16 protein-coding genes, 1 tRNA gene and 1 pseudogene are annotated in these 16326 nt (G+C 62.2%); 6 read left to right on the top strand and 12 right to left on the bottom strand.

Translation table 11 applies throughout. From position 1 onward, the window contains the following. Positions 1 to 16: 16 nt before the first annotated feature. From KCN53_RS00495 to KCN53_RS00475, 5 genes are all read right to left on the bottom strand, one after another. On the bottom strand, positions 17 to 283 hold the full coding sequence (locus KCN53_RS00495; protein WP_143712201.1) for a hypothetical protein: 267 nt from the start codon (positions 281 to 283) through the stop codon (positions 17 to 19). Between the two features lie 149 nt (positions 284 to 432). Continuing rightward, positions 433 to 660, bottom strand: coding sequence for a TolC family protein (locus tag KCN53_RS00490; protein WP_143712202.1), 228 nt, complete (start codon positions 658 to 660; stop codon positions 433 to 435). A 12-nt stretch (positions 661 to 672) separates the two neighbouring features. Beyond that, positions 673 to 3780, bottom strand: coding sequence for an efflux RND transporter permease subunit (locus tag KCN53_RS00485; protein WP_088711951.1), 3108 nt, complete (start codon positions 3778 to 3780; stop codon positions 673 to 675). Further along, positions 3777 to 4895 (bottom strand): efflux RND transporter periplasmic adaptor subunit, encoded by a 1119-nt coding sequence (locus KCN53_RS00480; protein ID WP_172406198.1) that lies wholly within the window; start codon positions 4893 to 4895, stop codon positions 3777 to 3779. The genes KCN53_RS00485 and KCN53_RS00480 overlap by 4 nt, the downstream gene beginning before the upstream one ends. A gap of 13 nt (positions 4896 to 4908) precedes the next feature. After that, positions 4909 to 6372 (bottom strand): efflux transporter outer membrane subunit, encoded by a 1464-nt coding sequence (locus KCN53_RS00475; RefSeq protein ID WP_088711953.1) that lies wholly within the window; start codon positions 6370 to 6372, stop codon positions 4909 to 4911. Positions 6373 to 6590: 218 nt separating this feature from the next. Between KCN53_RS00475 and KCN53_RS00470 the strand changes: the two genes are divergently transcribed. The 3 genes and pseudogenes from KCN53_RS00470 (at position 6591) to KCN53_RS00460 (ending at position 9565) form a co-directional block, all read left to right on the top strand. Continuing rightward, entirely contained in the window at positions 6591 to 7229 is a 639-nt protein-coding gene (locus KCN53_RS00470) for a TetR/AcrR family transcriptional regulator (protein WP_088711954.1), read from the top strand. 437 nt (positions 7230 to 7666) lie between these two features. Further along, positions 7667 to 8672 (top strand): annotated as a pseudogene (locus KCN53_RS00465) (IS1595 family transposase). A 692-nt stretch (positions 8673 to 9364) separates the two neighbouring features. Further along, positions 9365 to 9565: a hypothetical protein gene (locus KCN53_RS00460; protein ID WP_088711956.1), complete on the top strand. Its 201-nt coding sequence runs from the start codon at positions 9365 to 9367 to the stop codon at positions 9563 to 9565. Here KCN53_RS00460 and KCN53_RS00455 read toward each other — a convergent pair. Further along, positions 9560 to 10273: a hypothetical protein gene (locus KCN53_RS00455; RefSeq protein ID WP_088711957.1), complete on the bottom strand. Its 714-nt coding sequence runs from the start codon at positions 10271 to 10273 to the stop codon at positions 9560 to 9562. The genes KCN53_RS00460 and KCN53_RS00455 overlap by 6 nt on opposite strands. Before the next feature lie 127 nt (positions 10274 to 10400). Between KCN53_RS00455 and KCN53_RS00450 the strand changes: the two genes are divergently transcribed. After that, complete coding sequence (locus tag KCN53_RS00450) at positions 10401 to 12026, top strand: hypothetical protein (protein ID WP_088711958.1); 1626 nt, start codon at positions 10401 to 10403, stop codon at positions 12024 to 12026. 128 nt (positions 12027 to 12154) lie between these two features. On the opposite strand, the gene KCN53_RS00445 is transcribed toward KCN53_RS00450, so the two are convergent. The 5 genes from KCN53_RS00445 to KCN53_RS00425 all read right to left on the bottom strand — a co-directional run bounded on the left by KCN53_RS00445 (position 12155) and on the right by KCN53_RS00425 (position 14603). Beyond that, positions 12155 to 12231: transfer RNA gene (locus KCN53_RS00445), tRNA-Arg, on the bottom strand. A 34-nt stretch (positions 12232 to 12265) separates the two neighbouring features. Continuing rightward, positions 12266 to 12760, bottom strand: a complete 495-nt coding sequence (locus KCN53_RS00440; protein ID WP_088711959.1) for a DUF1178 family protein — start codon at positions 12758 to 12760, stop codon at positions 12266 to 12268. Then, positions 12757 to 13572 carry a carbon-nitrogen hydrolase family protein gene (locus tag KCN53_RS00435; RefSeq protein ID WP_088711960.1) on the bottom strand — a complete coding sequence of 272 codons (816 nt, stop codon included), beginning with the start codon at positions 13570 to 13572 and terminating at the stop codon, positions 12757 to 12759. Before KCN53_RS00435 ends, KCN53_RS00440 begins: the two co-directional genes overlap by 4 nt. Next, positions 13572 to 13844 carry a glutaredoxin 3 gene (gene grxC, locus KCN53_RS00430; protein ID WP_088711961.1) on the bottom strand — a complete coding sequence of 91 codons (273 nt, stop codon included), beginning with the start codon at positions 13842 to 13844 and terminating at the stop codon, positions 13572 to 13574. The genes KCN53_RS00435 and grxC overlap by 1 nt, the downstream gene beginning before the upstream one ends. Positions 13845 to 13862: 18 nt before the next feature. Further along, positions 13863 to 14603 (bottom strand): ComF family protein, encoded by a 741-nt coding sequence (locus tag KCN53_RS00425; protein WP_088713371.1) that lies wholly within the window; start codon positions 14601 to 14603, stop codon positions 13863 to 13865. Positions 14604 to 14652: 49 nt separating this feature from the next. Between KCN53_RS00425 and KCN53_RS00420 the strand changes: the two genes are divergently transcribed. After that, positions 14653 to 15444, top strand: a complete 792-nt coding sequence (locus KCN53_RS00420; protein WP_172406201.1) for a methyltransferase domain-containing protein — start codon at positions 14653 to 14655, stop codon at positions 15442 to 15444. On the opposite strand, the gene KCN53_RS00415 is transcribed toward KCN53_RS00420, so the two are convergent. Continuing rightward, positions 15441 to 15845 (bottom strand): (deoxy)nucleoside triphosphate pyrophosphohydrolase, encoded by a 405-nt coding sequence (locus KCN53_RS00415; protein WP_088711963.1) that lies wholly within the window; start codon positions 15843 to 15845, stop codon positions 15441 to 15443. The two genes, KCN53_RS00420 and KCN53_RS00415, sit on opposite strands and share 4 nt — an antisense overlap. A gap of 110 nt (positions 15846 to 15955) precedes the next feature. On the opposite strand from KCN53_RS00415, the gene KCN53_RS00410 reads away from it, so the two are divergent. Further along, on the top strand, positions 15956 to 16132 hold the full coding sequence (locus KCN53_RS00410; RefSeq protein WP_088711964.1) for a Flp family type IVb pilin: 177 nt from the start codon (positions 15956 to 15958) through the stop codon (positions 16130 to 16132). Positions 16133 to 16326: the final 194 nt, after the last annotated feature.

The following is a 16326-nucleotide window of genomic DNA, read 5'->3' as shown; positions in this document are numbered from 1 at the left end:
TCCGCCCCGCTTCGGGCTACCATAGTGCCGACTGTCCCCCGTCAGCACCTATGGCACAGATTGTTACAGCGCAAAGGATAACGCATGGCTCGTCGACCTGGCGGGCAAATGCCCGAAGCGATTCATCAAAATGCACCGCGCTGAACCAGCCAGGTCCGCGATCGACGAGCTTCTCGAGCTTCACCTGGCCGAGATGGCGCCTTTGCTGCAGGCCGTCATATAGCTCGACATAATCGAGACACGCGTCTCCTGCCGCAGTATCGAGCAACGCAAGATCGCCCATCCGCGCCGTGATGCAGGCGGCGGCCCGGGCACGGCTGGCAGCACGGTCGCGGTTGCCTGCGTCCCGGCAGGGTAGTCGCGCAGCAGCGCCTCGAGTTGGCGGGTCAATCGCTCGGCATTCTCCTCAAGCTGCTGCAAGCCAGCGCGCGCCTACTCCAGGTTGGAGATGGCGAGCAGCTTGTCGTTAGGTGGCGCAATCCCCACGTCGGCTCGATTGCCGACCTGCCGTGCGATCTTGCCGAAGGTGTCGTCCACCTCTTCCGACAGTGCTGCCTGCGCGCGTGCCTCGACCAGGGTGAAATAGCTGCGGGCCACCTGTGCTGCAACGGCCTGTCGCGCGGCTCTCAGGTTCGCTTCGCTGGCAAGGAACTCGACGATGCGGTCCTGCTTTCAGGCACTAGCGGCCGCGGGCTCGCCGGTGGTGGCCTGCGGAGCCGGTTCCTCCTCGCCTCCAAAGAACCAGGTATATAGAACCGGGACGACGCCCAGCGTAAGAATGGTTCCGACTAGAAGTCCGAAGGCGATCGCGCTGGCCATGCCATAGAACAGTACGTCTTGCGCGATAATGAGCGGAAGCAAACCCAGTATAGTGGTTATGTTGGTCATCAGGATCGGGCGAAAGCGTCTTAGCGACGCTGAGATGACGGCATCGGTCACGTCGTCTTTCTCCTTCTTTTCGATATCGCACCTGTCGACCAGTACGATGGCATTGTTGATGATGATGCCCACCAGCGCGAACAGTCCGAGAATGACCATGAAGCCGAAATCCGCGCGCATGACGTGCAAGCCGATCGCCGCGCCGATGACCGAGAGTGGCAGGGTCAGCAATATTATGCCGGCGCGCCGAAATCCCCGGAACAGCGCGACCAGCATGATAACTATCAAACCGATCATGGCCGGTACGCTGGCGAACAGGGCACCGGTGCCCTCCGCGCTCTGTGCGATAATTCCGTCCCATTCGATGAAATGACCGGGCGGCAGGCTGGCTTCGAGTTCGTCGAGCTGTTCCTGTATTCGCGGCACCAGATCCTGCGGCGTCACCTCGGTCGGTCTGGCTTCCACGGTTAGGGTTTCGATCAGATCCTCTGTCTGTATCCGCCCGAGCTGGGGGCGCAGCGTGACGGTGGCAATTTCACCGAGTTGAACCGGCCCGTCGCTGCCGGTCAGCGTAACCGCCTCTATCCGCCCGGGGTCGGAGCGTTCGCCTTCCGGAGCGCGTAAGATGATGGGAACCAGATCGTCCCCGTCGCGAAACTCGCCGGCAGGTTGCCCTGCGAAATAAGCCGAAAGGGCCTGCGAAACGTCCAGCGAGGAGACACCCGCAGCGCGCGCCGCTGCCTGATCGACCGAAACCCGGTATTGAAGCGACGGGTTTTCCCAGTCGGAAGTAACATCGATCGTGCCTTCGACATCTCGCAGGAGGGCAGCGAGCCTGTCTCCCGTTTCCAGGAGTACATCCCGGTCAGGCCCCCGCACCTGTACCTGCGTGATGTTGGGATCGCTCGGCCCGAGAAACATCCCCGCTATTCGCAGGCGAATACCGGGAAACTGGGCTGCCAGATCGTGGCGAAGCGCGAGGACGCCTTTATCGCGGGCTTCGGCATCAGCAGCGTTGATGACCAGGAAGCCGCGGTTCGGTGCGGGATCGACGGGAGCGAGAGACAGCACGAAGCGCGGGCCACCGAACCCCGAATAGGCGGCGACATTATCGAAGTCGGGATAGCGTTCGTCATCTTCGATATATTGCGCGATCTGCTGTATCTGATCGTCCGTCGCGGCGCTCGACGTGCCGACCGGCATATCGGCGTAGACGAGGATCTGCGCCCGGTCGGAGGCAGGAAAGAACTGCTGCGGCACGAATTGCAACGAATAGCCCGCGAGGACGAAGGCAGCGGCCATCGCGCCCATGAACAGCTTGCGATGATCGAGCGCCCAGCGCAGACGATCTTCGTATTTGCCATTGGCCCATTCGAACGCCTGATCCACCTTGCGGCGGATCTTCCCTTGCGTCTCCTTATCGGTCGGCTGCGCGAACCAGTAGCACAGCGTGGGCGTGACCATCATCGCGATCAGCCATGACGAAGACAGAGAAATCAAGATGACGAGCGAGATGCTGCGGGTATATTCTCCCGAACCTTCCTCTGCCAGCATCAGCGGCAGAAAGACGAGAATCGTTGTGATCGTCGATGCCAGGAGCGGGAGGGCAAGCTCCCTGCCAGTTTCGCCGATCGCATCGCGTCGGTCCACGCCCTGCGCCAGCCGGGTCTTGAAGTCCTCGGCGATGACGATGCCGTTATCGACCAGCAGTCCCAGCGAGATCACGATCGTCGCCAGGCTCATGCGTTCCAGCTTGATCCCCAACACGCCCATCACCCCCAGCGTCACCAGAATCACGACCGGCACGATGGAGCCCACGATCAGGCCGGTTCTGACGCCTAGGAACAGGATGACGACGCCCAGTACCAGCGCCAGGGTCTGCAGGACATTGAAGCTGACGCCATAAACGGCGTTCTCGACCTGATCGGCCTGCCAGGTCATCACGTTAAGTTCGACGCCCGCGGGCATCGCCTGGCGCAACTCGTCGATCGCAGGGCGCGCGCGTCCGGCGTAGTTTATGACGCTTTCTTCATCGAGCATGGAGATCGCGAACACGATGGCCCGTTCGCCGTTGAAATAGGCGGTCTGAGCAGGCGGTTCGAGAAAACCGCGCCGGACTTCGGCATAATCGCCCAGCCGTATCGGGCCGATCTCAGGGCCGAGTTCCAAATAGAGATCGGCGATCTCCTCCACGCTGTCGAACGATCCGGAAGGCTGGATCGCAATGCGGCGGGTCTCGGTTTCGATCGTTCCGCCGGGCGCAACGGTGTTCTGGGATCGCAGGGCCTGCGCCACCGCAGAAAGCGGCGCACCCAATCGTGCCAGCGTTGCATTGTCCATCTCGACATAAATGCGCTCATCCGGGCGGCCCAGAACGTCGACCTCCCGCGTACCCTCGATCATGTAGAGCCGGGTACGGATATGTTCGGCGAGGTCGCCCAACTCGACCATGTCGAAACTGTCGGATTGCAGCGCCATGGTGATGACGGCGACGTCGCCGAATTCGTCGTTGATGAAGGGCTTGCGCGCCCCTTCGGGCAACAGGGGCGTCGTTTCCTCGACCTTGTCCGCCACTTCGTCCCAGACCTGGTCGAGGTCGCTCGCCGAAAATTCAGCCTCGGCGTGAATGATCGACTGACCTTCCATCGAGGTCGCACGCACCTCTTTTATCTCGGGAATGGTCATGATGGCTTCGGCAAGCGGCGTGGTAATCAGCTGTTCGACCCGGCTCGGCGAGAGACCCGGGTGGCTGGTGGAGACCACCGCCTCGCGGATGGTGATCTGGGGATCCTCCCGCGCGGGCAAGGTGAAATAGCTTATCGCACCGTAGACCATCGCCAGCGCGATGGTAAGCAGCACCGCGGGGCGGAAGCGGAACCCGATTTCGGAAAGCGTGGTCATCGCGCGTAGCGTCGTGGGCCGACGCCGAGGCGGCTCACCTCTTGCCCTTCGGACAGGAAGGCTGCGCCTTTCGATACGATCATGTCGCCGCGCGAGAGGCCCGACAGGACCACCACCTCGTTTCCACTGGCCTTGCCGAACCGGACGGGAGCCTTTTCCAACCGTTGCGTGCGCGGCAATATGCGCCACACGTAACCGCTATCGTCATCTTCCGGTATGATCGCCGTCAGCGGCACCAGGATTCGGGCGGTATCCCGCCCGTTCTCCGATTGCGCCGGGCGATCGGGCAGGCGGACCTCGACGACCTGACCCGCTTCCAGTTCGGGGCTGGCCGCTGCCAGAGCGGCGACGATTTCGAACGCTCCGGGCCCGCTTGCCCTACTGCCGATATCGGTAATGCGGGCAGAGCTTGTGATGCCATCGCCCGATGAGGGCGCAACGGTGACGTTCTGCCCCACCGACAGCCGGTCGCGCTGGCGTTGCGGGACCGAGAAGCTGACCTCCAACCGGCTGCCGTCCAGTTCGTAAACCGGTTGCCCGGGGGAAACCTGAGTTCCCGGTTCGACCAGACGGCGGGCGATCTGACCGGAATAGGGCGCACGCATCCGCGTATCCGAGAGCGCTTCGCGCGCCACGCCCAGCTGCGCCTCGTTTGCATCGGCAATCGCACTGAGGCTGCCGAGCTGGGCTCGCGCATCCTCGAGCCGGGCCTGCGATGCAGCGCCTTCGGAGTACAGATATTCCTGACGTTCCTCGTCCTGCCGCGCCTGATCGAGGCGCGCGCGGCTTTCCGCGAGATTGGCCTGCGCTCTTGCCGCTTCGAGCCGGTAGCTTGCCGGGTCGAGCGTCGCGATCACATTGCCGCGCGCCACCCGGTCGCCAAGGTCGGCCGACATGCTGGCGATCGTGCCGCCGACTTCGAAGCTCAGGACCGTCCGGTTCCTTGCCTGCACCCGGCCCGGAACGTTCGTCGCGATGTCGGTGTTGGAGCCGGTGCCGATCTTGATCCACGCGACGGGCTTGGGGGGCGGGGGTTCATCCTGGCTGCCGCAAGCGACCAGCATCAGCGAGATGGCGACGAGAATGGTCGATCTTCGAAGAGATAAGAGAGGCATCACGGCTTTCTGTTCAGTCGGAAATAGGAAGGATCGTGGACGGCGGGGCCGCCGCCGAAGGAGGTGCCGGGGCGGGAACGGGAATAGCGACATAAGGCGGAACGGCTTGCCAGCCGCCGCCGAGCGCGGCGTAAAGCTGCGCTAGTGCGAGCGTCGAATTGCGGTAGGAAATCGCGCCGTTGCGCAGCGCATCGCTATATGTCCGTTCGGCATCCTGCAATTCGAACCGGTCGATATCGCCGACTTCGAAACGGATCCGCGCGAGACGAAGATTTTCCTGCGCGAGTTCTATCGTGCGCAACGCGAGCGGACGTCCCTCCCGTGCGAGGTCGTATTGCGCGATCGCGGTTTCCGCCTCCTCGATCGCGGTGATCGTGCCTTCGACATAGGCCAGGGCGGCGGTGCGCGCTTCGGCTTGCGCCAAACGAATGTCGGCGCGCACCCTCCCGCCATCGAAAACGCGCCAGGACAGAAACGGCACAATGGTAAAGCGCGTGCTGTCGCCGGACAGGATCGTCCCGGGATCGATGGAGGTAAAGCCCCCCGATGCATCGAGGCCCAGTTGCGGGAACAGTTCCCCGCGTGCGATACCGAGCTCGAATGTTTCCGCCGCCAGTTCGCGTTCGAGCCGGGCGACATCGGGGCGGCGCCTGAGCAAATCCGCCCGGGTTCCCACCGGAATGTCCGGCAGCTCCAGCAGCGGCGGCACCCTATCGGCCAGGGCGATCTCGGTTTCCGGCAGGCGGCCGGTCAGGACGCCCAGCGCAAGCGCATTGGCCTGAATTTCCGCTTCGACACTTGGCAGCTGCTCCTCCAGACGCGCGAGTTCCGCTTCCACAAGGACCAGCTGCGCGCGTGAAATGGCGCCCGCTTCCAAACGGGTTTCCGCAAGACCGAGCTGCGTGCGTTGCGCCTCGATCCCGAGCAGCAGTGCCCGCTTCTCCTGCTGGAAGCCGGCCATGGTGAAATAGGTGGCCGCCGTTTCCGATGCGATCGCCAAGCGCGCGCCGTTGGCGGCTGCGATCAGGGCTTCCACCCGGGCATCGGCCGCATCGATCCGGCGCCGTCTCTGGCCCCATAGATCGACTTGCCAGTTGAATGCCGAGCCCAGCGCATATTGCTCGTATTGACGCTCGAAGCCGGGGAACTGAGCTTGGCCGAGCTGGGTGTTGAGGCTTTGCTGGAGCACGGTGGCCGAGCTTTCCGCACTGACCGAAGGATAGCGGGCAGCGCGGGCGCGAAGGCGACGGGCATTGGCTTCCTCTATGCGCGACAACCCCTGGCGTATCGTCAGATTGTCCTCCAACGCCGCCTCGACCAGCCTAGCGAGTTCCGGGTCGCCAAGTTCCCGCCACCATGCGACGAATTCCTCCTCCGCCACCGCTACATTGGCGCGGTCGATCCAGTCGGTTTGCGCGGCAGGCGGGGGCTGGCGATCATAATCGCCCCCCACGGCCATGCATCCCGATAACAGCATGCCGGCGAAAAAGATCGGCGGGCATCTGAACACGAAGCGTGTCCGGCAGGATCTGTCGCTGGGCAATTCGGCTGAACCCTACCTGGAATGAACTGAGCGGTTCATTCGCCTGAACTATCGAGATAAGCTTTTCAACCTTCATTACGAATTCAGGCCTATCATCTCGCCCCGGGGGCTATAGCGAGGAGAGTCGGAACCTTTCCGAAAAGCGCGATTCAATGAACAACGCCGAGGCCACGAAAATGACTGCGCCCCATCCCAGTATTCACGCAAAAATTCTTGCTGCCGCGGTCGAACAGTTCGCCGTCGATGGTTTCGAGGGCGCCAATATGGATGCGATCGCACGCCGGGCCGGTGTGGCCAAACCCACGATCTACAATCATTTCAGGGATAAGTCCGCGCTATACCTGGCCTCAATCGAATACATGCTGGGCCGCAACCGTGCTACCATCGCCAGCCCTTCGTTCGCCAGCCTCCCCGCCGGGAAAGGCATTCTGAAGGTGGCGCTCGAACTTACCTGGCTGTTCGGCCGCGATGACGACATGCTCATGTTCTGCAAGATGTGCATCGCCGGGAACGAACGGTTCCAGACCGCAGCCGACGTGTTCCTTCGTAACGGTCCATGGCGCGGTACGGACGAGATCGCGTCCCTGCTTCGTGTCTGGCACGAACGTGGTGAACTGCGGATCGACCGCCCGAGCTTCGCGGCGCGACAATTAAGCGAATTGTGCAAGGCCGATATTTTCGATGCGCGGTTGTTCGGCGGACCGGCAATGGCAACCGAGGAAGAATGTCGCTTCACGGCATCCGAGGCGGCCAGGACGTTCCTTGCACGGTACGCGCGCCACGAAAGATGAATGCTCTTTCATCGCAAGAGAGGCGGTAGAAGCCGTCAACGCCGCAGGGGGAAACGCAGACCGATGTCCAGCTTCCGAGATAAGCTATCCGCGATCGGACGTTCCGCACGCCGCCCATAATTCGTAATATGACGCGCGTCCGTTTCTTCGGCATCGACTAAAAAGCCATTTGTCAACGAACCAGGTGAGTCGGCCTGACCGGTAGAAAACTGCCGTTCGCGTCGAGCCTTTGAACAAATCGTCAATCGCAGGTCGCAGGTTTCTGCCGCCGCGTCAGTTGGGCCGCCCACCGTCTGTTGCGCTGCGACTGGCTTCTTGTGCCGCGCAGCCGGGGGGCGGTTCGCCCCGCGGAAAGGGCAGAGCCGAAAACTTGGCGATTATATACCTTGCAAACACAGCGCGGATAGGGCATAAGATTCCTAAAGGGAGTCAATGCAGTGTCCGTTCTGAGCAAGCCGTATTTTCACAATGAGGAAGCAGCGTTCGCCTATCTCGAAAGCGTGATCTGGGGCGATGAACCGGCTTGTCCGCATTGCGGCGGCGTTGACCGCATCACTAAGGTGAAGGCGAACCCGGCGAAGCGCATTCGCATAGGCCTGTGGCGCTGCGGCGATTGCAAGAAGCAGTCCACGGTGAAGGTGGGCACCTTTTTTGAGCACATGCGCATTCCGCTGCATAAGGCTCTACAGGCGGTCTACCTGATGACTTCCAGCAAGAAGGGCATCAGCTCCCACCAGCTACACCGCGTTCTGGAAGTGACCTACAAGACGGCGTGGTTCCTGACGCACCGCATCCGCGAAGCCATGCGCGAGGGCGATCTTTCCCCGTTCGGCGCTGGCGGCGGCATTGTCGAGGTGGACGAGACGTTCATCGGCGTTGACCGCACGAAGAAGCCGAAGGGCGAGAAGAAGGGTCGCGGCTACGCGCACAAGCACAAGGTTCTGTCCCTCGTTGACCGCGATACGGGCCGTCAGCGTTCTATGGTGGTCGATAGCCTGAAAGCGGCGGACGTTCTGCCGATCTTGCAGGCGAACATTGCAGGAAGCGCGCGTCATGACGGACGAGGCGGGCCAGTATAAGTTCCTGAGCCGCTCCTTTGCCGAGCATGGCTACACGCGCCAGAGCCGGGGCCAGTATGTCGATCACGAGAACCCGGAAATTCACACGAATACGATTGAGGGTGCGTTCAGCATCTTCAAGCGCGGCATGAAGGGCGTCTACCAGCACTGCGGCAAGAAGCACCTGCATCGCTACGTTGCGGAGTTTGAGTTTCGTTACAACAACCGCGAGGCAAACGGCGTGAATGATGCTGAGCGGAGCGGGGAAGCGCTGCGCGGCATTGTCGGTAAGCGCCTGACCTATGGGGGTATGCTGCGGCTTGACGAGTCCGCCCCGCGACGAACCGTTCCGGTTCAGCTTGAACTGCCGCTGATCGGTGGTTAGGTTAGCTTTTGCAGCCCTTGCTTGGTGATAAACGCTACCTTAGCGTTTCGGGAGATAGCCAAGATTGCCGATATGGCGGGCTGCGCTTCATTTAGTAGTAGTGCTGGTGCCGCGCGCCCAGAGTTCGTATTCGTAACTCATGCGGGGGTCTGATCACGTCCAGCCATTGCGAATCCTGGCGCTCCCAATGCCGTTGGACCGACCAAGCGCAGTAGTCCGCCGCCTGTAGCAGGCAGTCAGTCATAGATGGGCGAAAATCAACAGCCCAAGGGATCGTTGGTCCACACTGCTGAACTACATCGTTCAGCGCGTTAGTGTAGGTAGCTCGCTCTTTCTTGGCGCCAATTGACGCTGCGGTTACGAGCAGGCGGCCGCCCTTGTGCAGGTGAGGCGCAAGGGAGTGACGAAAGTGATAGAACCACGGGTATTTATAGAAGCGCGCCTTGCTTGTTCTAGTCTGGGGCTGCGCCTTCGACTTCTCGCAGATGGTGGCCTGAAAGCGGAAATCGTGTTTCATCATCTCAGCGTAGACGCGCTCCTTCACCGCATTCTGCTCAGTGGCTGCGTGAAAGAAGTCGCGCAGCTCTGCGCCCTCCCTGACGAGGTCGTGTCGAAGTTGGCCCAAGGCAGGCGCCCATCTTGAGGGATTTCGTCGTCAACGTGCAGATGATAAAGTATCTGCTGATGTTTGGTTGGCGCATGAAGGTGAAATCGCCAGCTTCGTCGGAGAAAACGTAAAGGTCCATATGACTGTGAATAAAGAGCAATCGGACAAATTCAAAGATGCCGCCCGCGACCTTGATTGCGACGAGGACGAAGGCCGCTGGGAAAAGCGGTTGAAGAAGGTGGTGAAAGAGAAACCCGAAGACGCTAAAGGGGTTGAGGTATCATAATACCGTGTGGTAGAGAGGCACCTCATGGATGTATCCCTCAGTGAATGGTGCGATGAGCTCACGCGATTGTGTGTGAAGCACCGCGTTGGCCTTGCTGGCGAAATGGAGCCTTTCGTCATGGAGGCCGAAGATTTCCGCAACCATTACGAAGTCGATGGCAGTGGCAAGCTGGCCGTTAAGGAAGGCGAAGAGATATCCCTGAATTCGGACCGCCGGGCATCTTCGACTGAGTGTCCTGCCCTGAGCCGTGCGCAAGTCCTCCAGCACGTTCGCCGGATCGAAGTGCTGGCCTACAGCCTCTTCGGAGGACGAACGCGGGTTCTGTGAGAACCTAGCCCGATAACCGACGAGATGTGGGGTGCCATTATCCAGAGCGAACCGGCATAAGCCGCGAATATAGAACCAGTTGAACTCATCCTCTGCCAACGTTTCATGCGCGTTCACTGGGACCTTGGCCATCGTGTGGCCTCCAGTCGGCTTCTTTCGCGGCATGTGCGTTTTTAGGCAACCGTTGGCTAGAATTGCTCGCGCTAAGTTTTCATCAGTCCCATCGCTGGCTGCGCTCTTGAGAATATCAGGCCACTGACCGCACCCATTTTCGGTCAGGCGGGGACTTTCGTAGAGGATGCCGTTCTTTTCATAGAGCGCAATCTCTTCGAGCGTGTACTGCCGCACCTCGTCAGTGAGGTCCTTGTATTTCAGTCCCATCCCGAATCCTCCCCTTAGGCGATGGGGGAGGCTACCGCTCAGCGGTGTGTTTGCAAACGGTATAATCGCCTTTAAAAAATGCGGCGCCCCGGGAAAACCGAAGCCGCTCGGCGGTCCCATTGGCCGGATGCCTGCGGAGGGACTCCCCCGGGCGTCCCGCATCGACTCGGAAATCGAAGCCGTATTCGAGAGCTGTACGAACAGGTATTACCGCAAGAACCGGCACATCTCGCTGCGCGATACCTACAACCGCGCCGTCGAGAAGCTCTGTACGAGTTGCGTCTTCGATGACGACACGGGTGCGCCCATCACCTTCATTCTCGACGAGACTATCGCTATCCCGACCTTCCGCCAGTTCAGTTACTGGTACGGAAAGCAGAAGAGGGCAAAGTCGGATGCGCAGGCGAGGCTGGGCGATGCAAAGTTCGCGCTGCGCTCGCGAGCGCGGCTTTCCTTCGCGGCGCAGGATAACGAGAACGCCGGCGGCCGCTACGTCATCGATTCGACAAAGCTAGATGTGAATCTCGTGGCCCGGCATGACCGGCGCGTCTTCATCGGCACGCCGGTTCTTTACGTCGTAGTGGACGAGTTCACCGGTCTCATCATCGGGTTTTCCGTAAGCCTAGAGGAAGCTTCCTGGCTCGCCGCAGGCCTCGCGATCCTCAATTGTCTCGAAGACAAATCCGATTTCTGCCGCCGCCACTCGATTGAGATCGACGCCTGCGTGTGGGCGACCGGCGGAATGATGCCGATGCGGTTTTTGTTCGATCGCGGAGAAGCACGCGGCGATCTCGCTTCAGGGTTCGTCGCCAAGTCCGGGATCATCGTCGAGAATACCGGTGCCTGGCGGGCGGACCTCAAAGGTGTCTGTGAGAAACGCTTCGATCTCATCAACTGCGCACTAAGAAGCGAGCTCCCCGGAGCGCGCGATAAGGATTCCGGGAAGCGAGGCGAGCGGGATCCGCGCGAGAAGGCGGTCCTGAACCTCGACGAAATCGTCCGCATCCTGGTCTTCGCCATAATCCATCTAAATGGGCGTGAACTCACCGACTTTCGGCAGACACGCGCTATGATAGCCGACGGTGTCCCCCCCATTTCGTCTGCCATGTGGGAATGGGCGGTCGCGACCGGCCGCTCGGCCCTGCAGCGCTTCGAGCCGGACGAACTCGCGGTCGCGCTCATGCCCATGGAAACGGGAACGATCACAGCACAAGGGGTGAGGTTCAAAGGGCTTTACTATACGGGCGACCGCGCCGAGGCGGAAAACTGGTTTGCCATGGCCGACGCGCCTGGCTTCATCCGGCACCTGAGCCTCTCATACCATCCCCTGCTCGCCGACGCCGTCTACCTTCACATTCCCGGCGAGAAGAAGGCGCTTCAGGCGGTCCTGACGCCCTACAGCCAGTCCTGGTCCGGAATGTCGTTCGATGAGATCGAAGCGACGCGCCGGGCGAAGCGGATCTCAGCGAACGGGAGGCAGCTCGATCAGATCGAAAAGCGTGCCGACTTCCGCAACCAGGTGCAGCATGTTCTCGATGAGGCCGCGAGGGAGCGGCTTGGAAATCTCCGTCCCCGCGACCTCAAGGACGCACGCACGAACAAAGCGCTCGAGCGCGAGGATCGCCGGCTCGAAGCCAGACGGGAGATGCGCAGCCAGATCGGTGGTCAGCCCATCCCTGCCCGCGGCCCCCCGGCCGGCGTCTCACAGGGAGATGCGTCTGCAGACGATCTCGGCGAAGGGATGATCGAGTGACGTCCGTCTCGCAGTCGCCCAACCCCTATCTCGATGTCCTGCCGGCGGCAGTTCTGATGCACTACAGAGGCAGTTTACCGCCAATATCGCGGCAGTTTTCGTGCGGCTCGACAATGGTGAAAAAGAAATGGCGCGCCCGACAGGATTCGAACCTGTGGCCCCCAGATTAGGAATCTGGTGCTCTATCCTGCTGAGCTACGGGCGCCCGGGTCTCCATTGACCGCGCGGCGTGCCGCCGGTCAAGCATCGCTGCGCGGGCGGACCGGAAATAGCAGCGGCATCGCGTCGACCCCCTCTTCGCGCAGCGCTTTCGCCTCTTCGGGGGCGGTCTCGCCGTAGATGGGACGGTGATCCTGTTCGCCGTAATGCATCGAGCGGGCCTCCTCGGCGAAGCGGGAGCCGACATAGTCGCTCTTCGCCACCGCGTCCGCCTGGGCCTTCGCAAGCGCGGCGAGCGCCGCCTTCACCGCGGCCGGGTCGACCGGCGGCGTCTCAGGGGGTGTGCCGGCAGGCGAAGCGTCCTTTGTCTTCTCCTGTTCGCCAGCGGTTGTCTCGGCGGGAGCGGATCGCCCCGACCCGATCGCGAGCGCGGACGGGGCGCGGCGCACATCGACATCCTCGCAGATGGGGCAGGCGACCAGCCCTTTCTCCTGTTGCCGCTCGAAGTCCGCGGCACTGGAAAACCAGCCTTCGAAGACATGGCTGGCGGAACATTTCAGGTCGAATACGATCATAGCGGTTCGATATGGGTACGATGTTCGTGCGAGGGAAGCTTGCGGCGGATTTCGGAAATCCGCTCCAGTTCCAGGTCGCAGACGGCATGTCCCGGCTCGGTGCCCATGTCGAGGAGAACCTCGCCCCACGGGTCGACGACAAGCGAATGGCCATAGGTCGTGCGACCGTCCTCATGCGCACCCGCCTGGGCCGCTGCGATGACGAAGCAGCTATTCTCCACAGCGCGGGCGCGCAGCAGGAGGTGCCAGTGCGCTTCGCCGGTCGGGACGGTAAAGGCCGCCGGCACCGACAGGATCTGGGCTCCCGCCTCGGAAAGCCGGTCGAACAGGCGCGGGAACCGCACGTCGTAGCAGATGGTCATGCCGATCGTCGCGCCATCGGCATCTGCAAGTGCGGGCCGGGTCCCGCCCTGGAAAGTCCTCGACTCGCCGTAGCGCTCGCCCTCACCAAGATCGACGTCGAACAGATGTATCTTGTCGTAGCTCGCCGCGACCTCGCCGTCAGGGGAGATCAGGAACCCGCGATTGACGAGCTTTTCCGCGTCGATCGACTTGAGGGCAAGCGAGCCGAGATGGATCCAGAGGCCGGTTTTTTTCGCAACCTCGCGCACGCGGGCGAGAACGGGATCCTTCGCCTCGGTCGTCGCGGTAGCCATCAGCCGCTCGCGATTCTTGTCCAGGCAACCGCTCATTTCGGGCGTGAACGCGATGTGCGCCCCCTCGGCTGCGACGGCTGCAAGATCGCGCTCGAGGGTTGCGGCATTCCTCTCCGGGTCGATGCCGCTCGTCATCTGGATCAGGCCGATGCGCATCAGGACAGCGCCCCGGCCTCCTTCAGCAGGTCATCGAGCTTTCCCGACTGTTCGAGAGCGGCAAGGTCGTCCGATCCGCCGACATGGGTGTCGCCGATAAAGATTTGCGGCACCGTCGACCGGCCGTTCGCGCGCGACAGCATTTCCTGTCGCTTGTCGCCGCCCATCGAGATGTCGATTTCCTCGAACTCCACGCCTTTCTTGCTGAGCAGCGTCTTGGCGCGGGTGCAGTAGGGGCAGAGGAACTTGGTATAGACGTCGATCTTGGCCATAGCGGGCCCTTTCTTTCCTTATTCGTCTTCGGGAAGTGCGCGGGCAAAGGTCAACACGTCAACCCGTGCGGCTCCTCCCCGTGTCAGAGCGCGCGCCGCGGCCTCCGCCGTAGCGCCCGTCGTCATTACATCGTCAACAAGAAGAACGCGGGCGCCCGCCAGTCGGTTGCCTTTCGGCGCGAAGGCGCCTTCAGCGGCGCGGAATCTGCCGGCGCGGCTCAGTCCCGCCGTCGAGTGGGTGGGCTTTGTGCGAACCAGGCCCTCGACATCGACGGGAAGTCCGGCGCGCTTTCCGAGCGCGCGGCAAAGCAGTCCCGCCTGATTATATCCGCGCTTTCGAAGGCGCGCCCGGTCGAGAGGGACGGGGACCAACAGATCGCTTCCCCCAGGCGGGAGAAGGCGCGTCATATGCGCCGCCATGACCCTTGCCAGCTGCGTTCTGCCGGCATGCTTGAATCCGAGGAGGACCGGCACAGCCGCGCCCGCATATCTAAGCGCCGCCCGGGCGGTGGCATAGGGAGGGGCCCTTCCCGAGCACGCGCCGCACAGCGCATCCGCGCCAAGATCGACGTCGAAGGGAAGGCCGCAGCTCTTGCACCAAGGGGGCGTGATAAAGCGCAGCTCCGCCCAGCAGGTGCCGCAAAAGCGCCCATCATCGCGAACGATGTCCTTGCAGGCCGGGCAGCGCGGCGGAAGCACAAGATCGAGAGCCTGCGCGCCCACCCGCCTGACCCGGCTTGCAACCTCCTGCGCCTTCATCCTGGCATGCGCCCCTTTCCCCGACCCGTTCGACCCCTATATCGCCGCAGTGGCCTCCGATACCGATGCTTTCGAACCGTTCGACCGCAGCATGCGCCGCCGGGTCCGTGCGCGTGCGGCCTTCGGCTATGGCGATTTCGCATTTCTGAAGGATGCCGTGTCGGAGGATCTGGCCGCGCGCGCACAATCCTTCGATCGTAAATGGAGCCGGCTTCTCGACCTCGGCGCGCATGACGGCAGGCTCGGCAAGGCCATCGCCGCCGACGAACATGTGTTCGCCGATCCTGCGCCGGAATTTGCCCGCGCGACTGCCGGCGTCGTCTGCGACGAGGACCGGCTGCCGTTTCGCGACGCCAGTTTCGATCTTGTCGTCTCTTCGCTGTCGCTGCACGGCGTCAACGATTTGCCGGGCGCGCTGGTACAGGTACGCCGCGCGCTCCAGCCGGGCGGGGTCTTCCTCGCAAGTTTCGTTGGCGGCATGACCGCCACCAACGTCCGCCGCGCGCTCCTGGATGTCGACATGGCGGGGGAGGGTGCTGCACCGCGTCTGCTGCCGATGGTCGACCCGGCGGAGGCCCCGGGCCTGTTGCAGCGGGCAGGGTTCGATCAGCCGGTCGTCGACATCGCGTCCTTCGACATTTCCTACGGCGCGGTCGAGGGCCTGCGCCGCGATGTCCGCGGCATGGGCGAAGGCAATTACCTCGCCGCGCGCGCATCCGCTCCTTTGACGCGAAGCCATGCCGCGCAAATGATCGCCGCGCTCGAAGAGCTGCGCGGACCGGCAGGCAAAATCCCGGTGAAGCTGGAAGTCCTCACCCTGACCGGGATCTGTCCCGGCTAGATCAGCGCGTCGAGCAGCCCGATCAGCGGCTTGTCGGCGGGTGGCATATCCAGGCGGAACATCTCTGCCGGACGCGCCCAGCGCAGGGCCTGGCCTTCGCGCCCTTCCGGAGTGCCGCGCCATTTGCGGCAGGCATAGACGAGCAGCAGGAGGTCGAACTCCTCATAGGAGTGGCTGGCAAAGGCCGCGGGCGAGAGGCAGGATTCCTGCGTCTCGATGCCGAGTTCTTCGGCCAGTTCCCGGATCAGCGCCTGTTCGGGGCTTTCGCCCGCCTCCAGCTTCCCGCCCGGAAACTCCCACGTGCCCGCGAGGTGCTTTCCCGGCGGTCGCTGCGCCAGGAGAATGCGTCCCTCGCGATCGACGAGGGCGGCTGCCGAAACGATTTTCGTTTGTCGCGTCATGACCTTGCAGCGTTAAGGAATTGGGAAATCTTCCTGCGAGCCATTTGTTAACCCCCGCGTGCCTATAAAGAGGAGACTAGCCAGGCCGCACCTGCCCGAGGGGGTATCCCGTGAAACCATATCTCCGCAACCTTCGCCGCGACGACTCCGGCGCGACCGCCATCGAATATGGGTTGCTCGCCGGCCTTATCGCGATCGCGGCCCTGTCGGCCTTCCAGGCCTTCGGCGACGGCCTCGGAAACATGTGGGGACATGTGCGCGACGAGTCGACCAACGCCATGGGCTAGGGGGTCGGTTCGGCTGCGAAAGGGCCTAGGCGCGGAGTAATTTCCGCGCCTTTTTCTTTATCTTTCATGGACTTTCCCGCTGAATCAAAAAATAACCGACCGAATTAAGGTCTTCTCAAGAGGTCGTCCTTACAAGGTAAGTTGCTGACCCAATGAGGACCGGGTGAAGCATTCGGATCGAGTAAGTACGTACT

Origin of the sequence: Pacificimonas aurantium (assembly GCF_020092905.1) — a bacterium.
GTDB classification, from domain to species: Bacteria; Pseudomonadota; Alphaproteobacteria; order Sphingomonadales; family Sphingomonadaceae; genus Pacificimonas; species Pacificimonas aurantium.
This window is presented reverse-complemented; position numbering and strand designations above follow the sequence as displayed.

Excerpts from the sequence above, each read along its gene's own strand:
- KCN53_RS00455 (WP_088711957.1), bottom strand. The coding sequence starts at position 10,273 with ATGGGACTGAAATACAAGGACCTCACTGACGAGGTGCGGCAGTACACG.
- KCN53_RS00435 (WP_088711960.1), bottom strand. The coding sequence starts at position 13,572 with ATGCGCATCGGCCTGATCCAGATGACGAGCGGCATCGACCCGGAGAGG.
- KCN53_RS00415 (WP_088711963.1), bottom strand. The coding sequence starts at position 15,845 with ATGACGCGACAAACGAAAATCGTTTCGGCAGCCGCCCTCGTCGATCGC.
- KCN53_RS00440 (WP_088711959.1), bottom strand. The coding sequence starts at position 12,760 with ATGATCGTATTCGACCTGAAATGTTCCGCCAGCCATGTCTTCGAAGGC.
- KCN53_RS00485 (WP_088711951.1), bottom strand. The coding sequence starts at position 3,780 with ATGACCACGCTTTCCGAAATCGGGTTCCGCTTCCGCCCCGCGGTGCTG.
- KCN53_RS00450 (WP_088711958.1), top strand. The coding sequence starts at position 10,401 with ATGCCTGCGGAGGGACTCCCCCGGGCGTCCCGCATCGACTCGGAAATC.
- KCN53_RS00475 (WP_088711953.1), bottom strand. The coding sequence starts at position 6,372 with ATGCTGTTATCGGGATGCATGGCCGTGGGGGGCGATTATGATCGCCAG.
- KCN53_RS00470 (WP_088711954.1), top strand. The coding sequence starts at position 6,591 with ATGAACAACGCCGAGGCCACGAAAATGACTGCGCCCCATCCCAGTATT.
- KCN53_RS00495 (WP_143712201.1), bottom strand. The coding sequence starts at position 283 with ATGGGCGATCTTGCGTTGCTCGATACTGCGGCAGGAGACGCGTGTCTC.
- KCN53_RS00425 (WP_088713371.1), bottom strand. The coding sequence starts at position 14,603 with ATGAAGGCGCAGGAGGTTGCAAGCCGGGTCAGGCGGGTGGGCGCGCAG.
- KCN53_RS00480 (WP_172406198.1), bottom strand. The coding sequence starts at position 4,895 with ATGCCTCTCTTATCTCTTCGAAGATCGACCATTCTCGTCGCCATCTCG.
- grxC (WP_088711961.1), bottom strand. The coding sequence starts at position 13,844 with ATGGCCAAGATCGACGTCTATACCAAGTTCCTCTGCCCCTACTGCACC.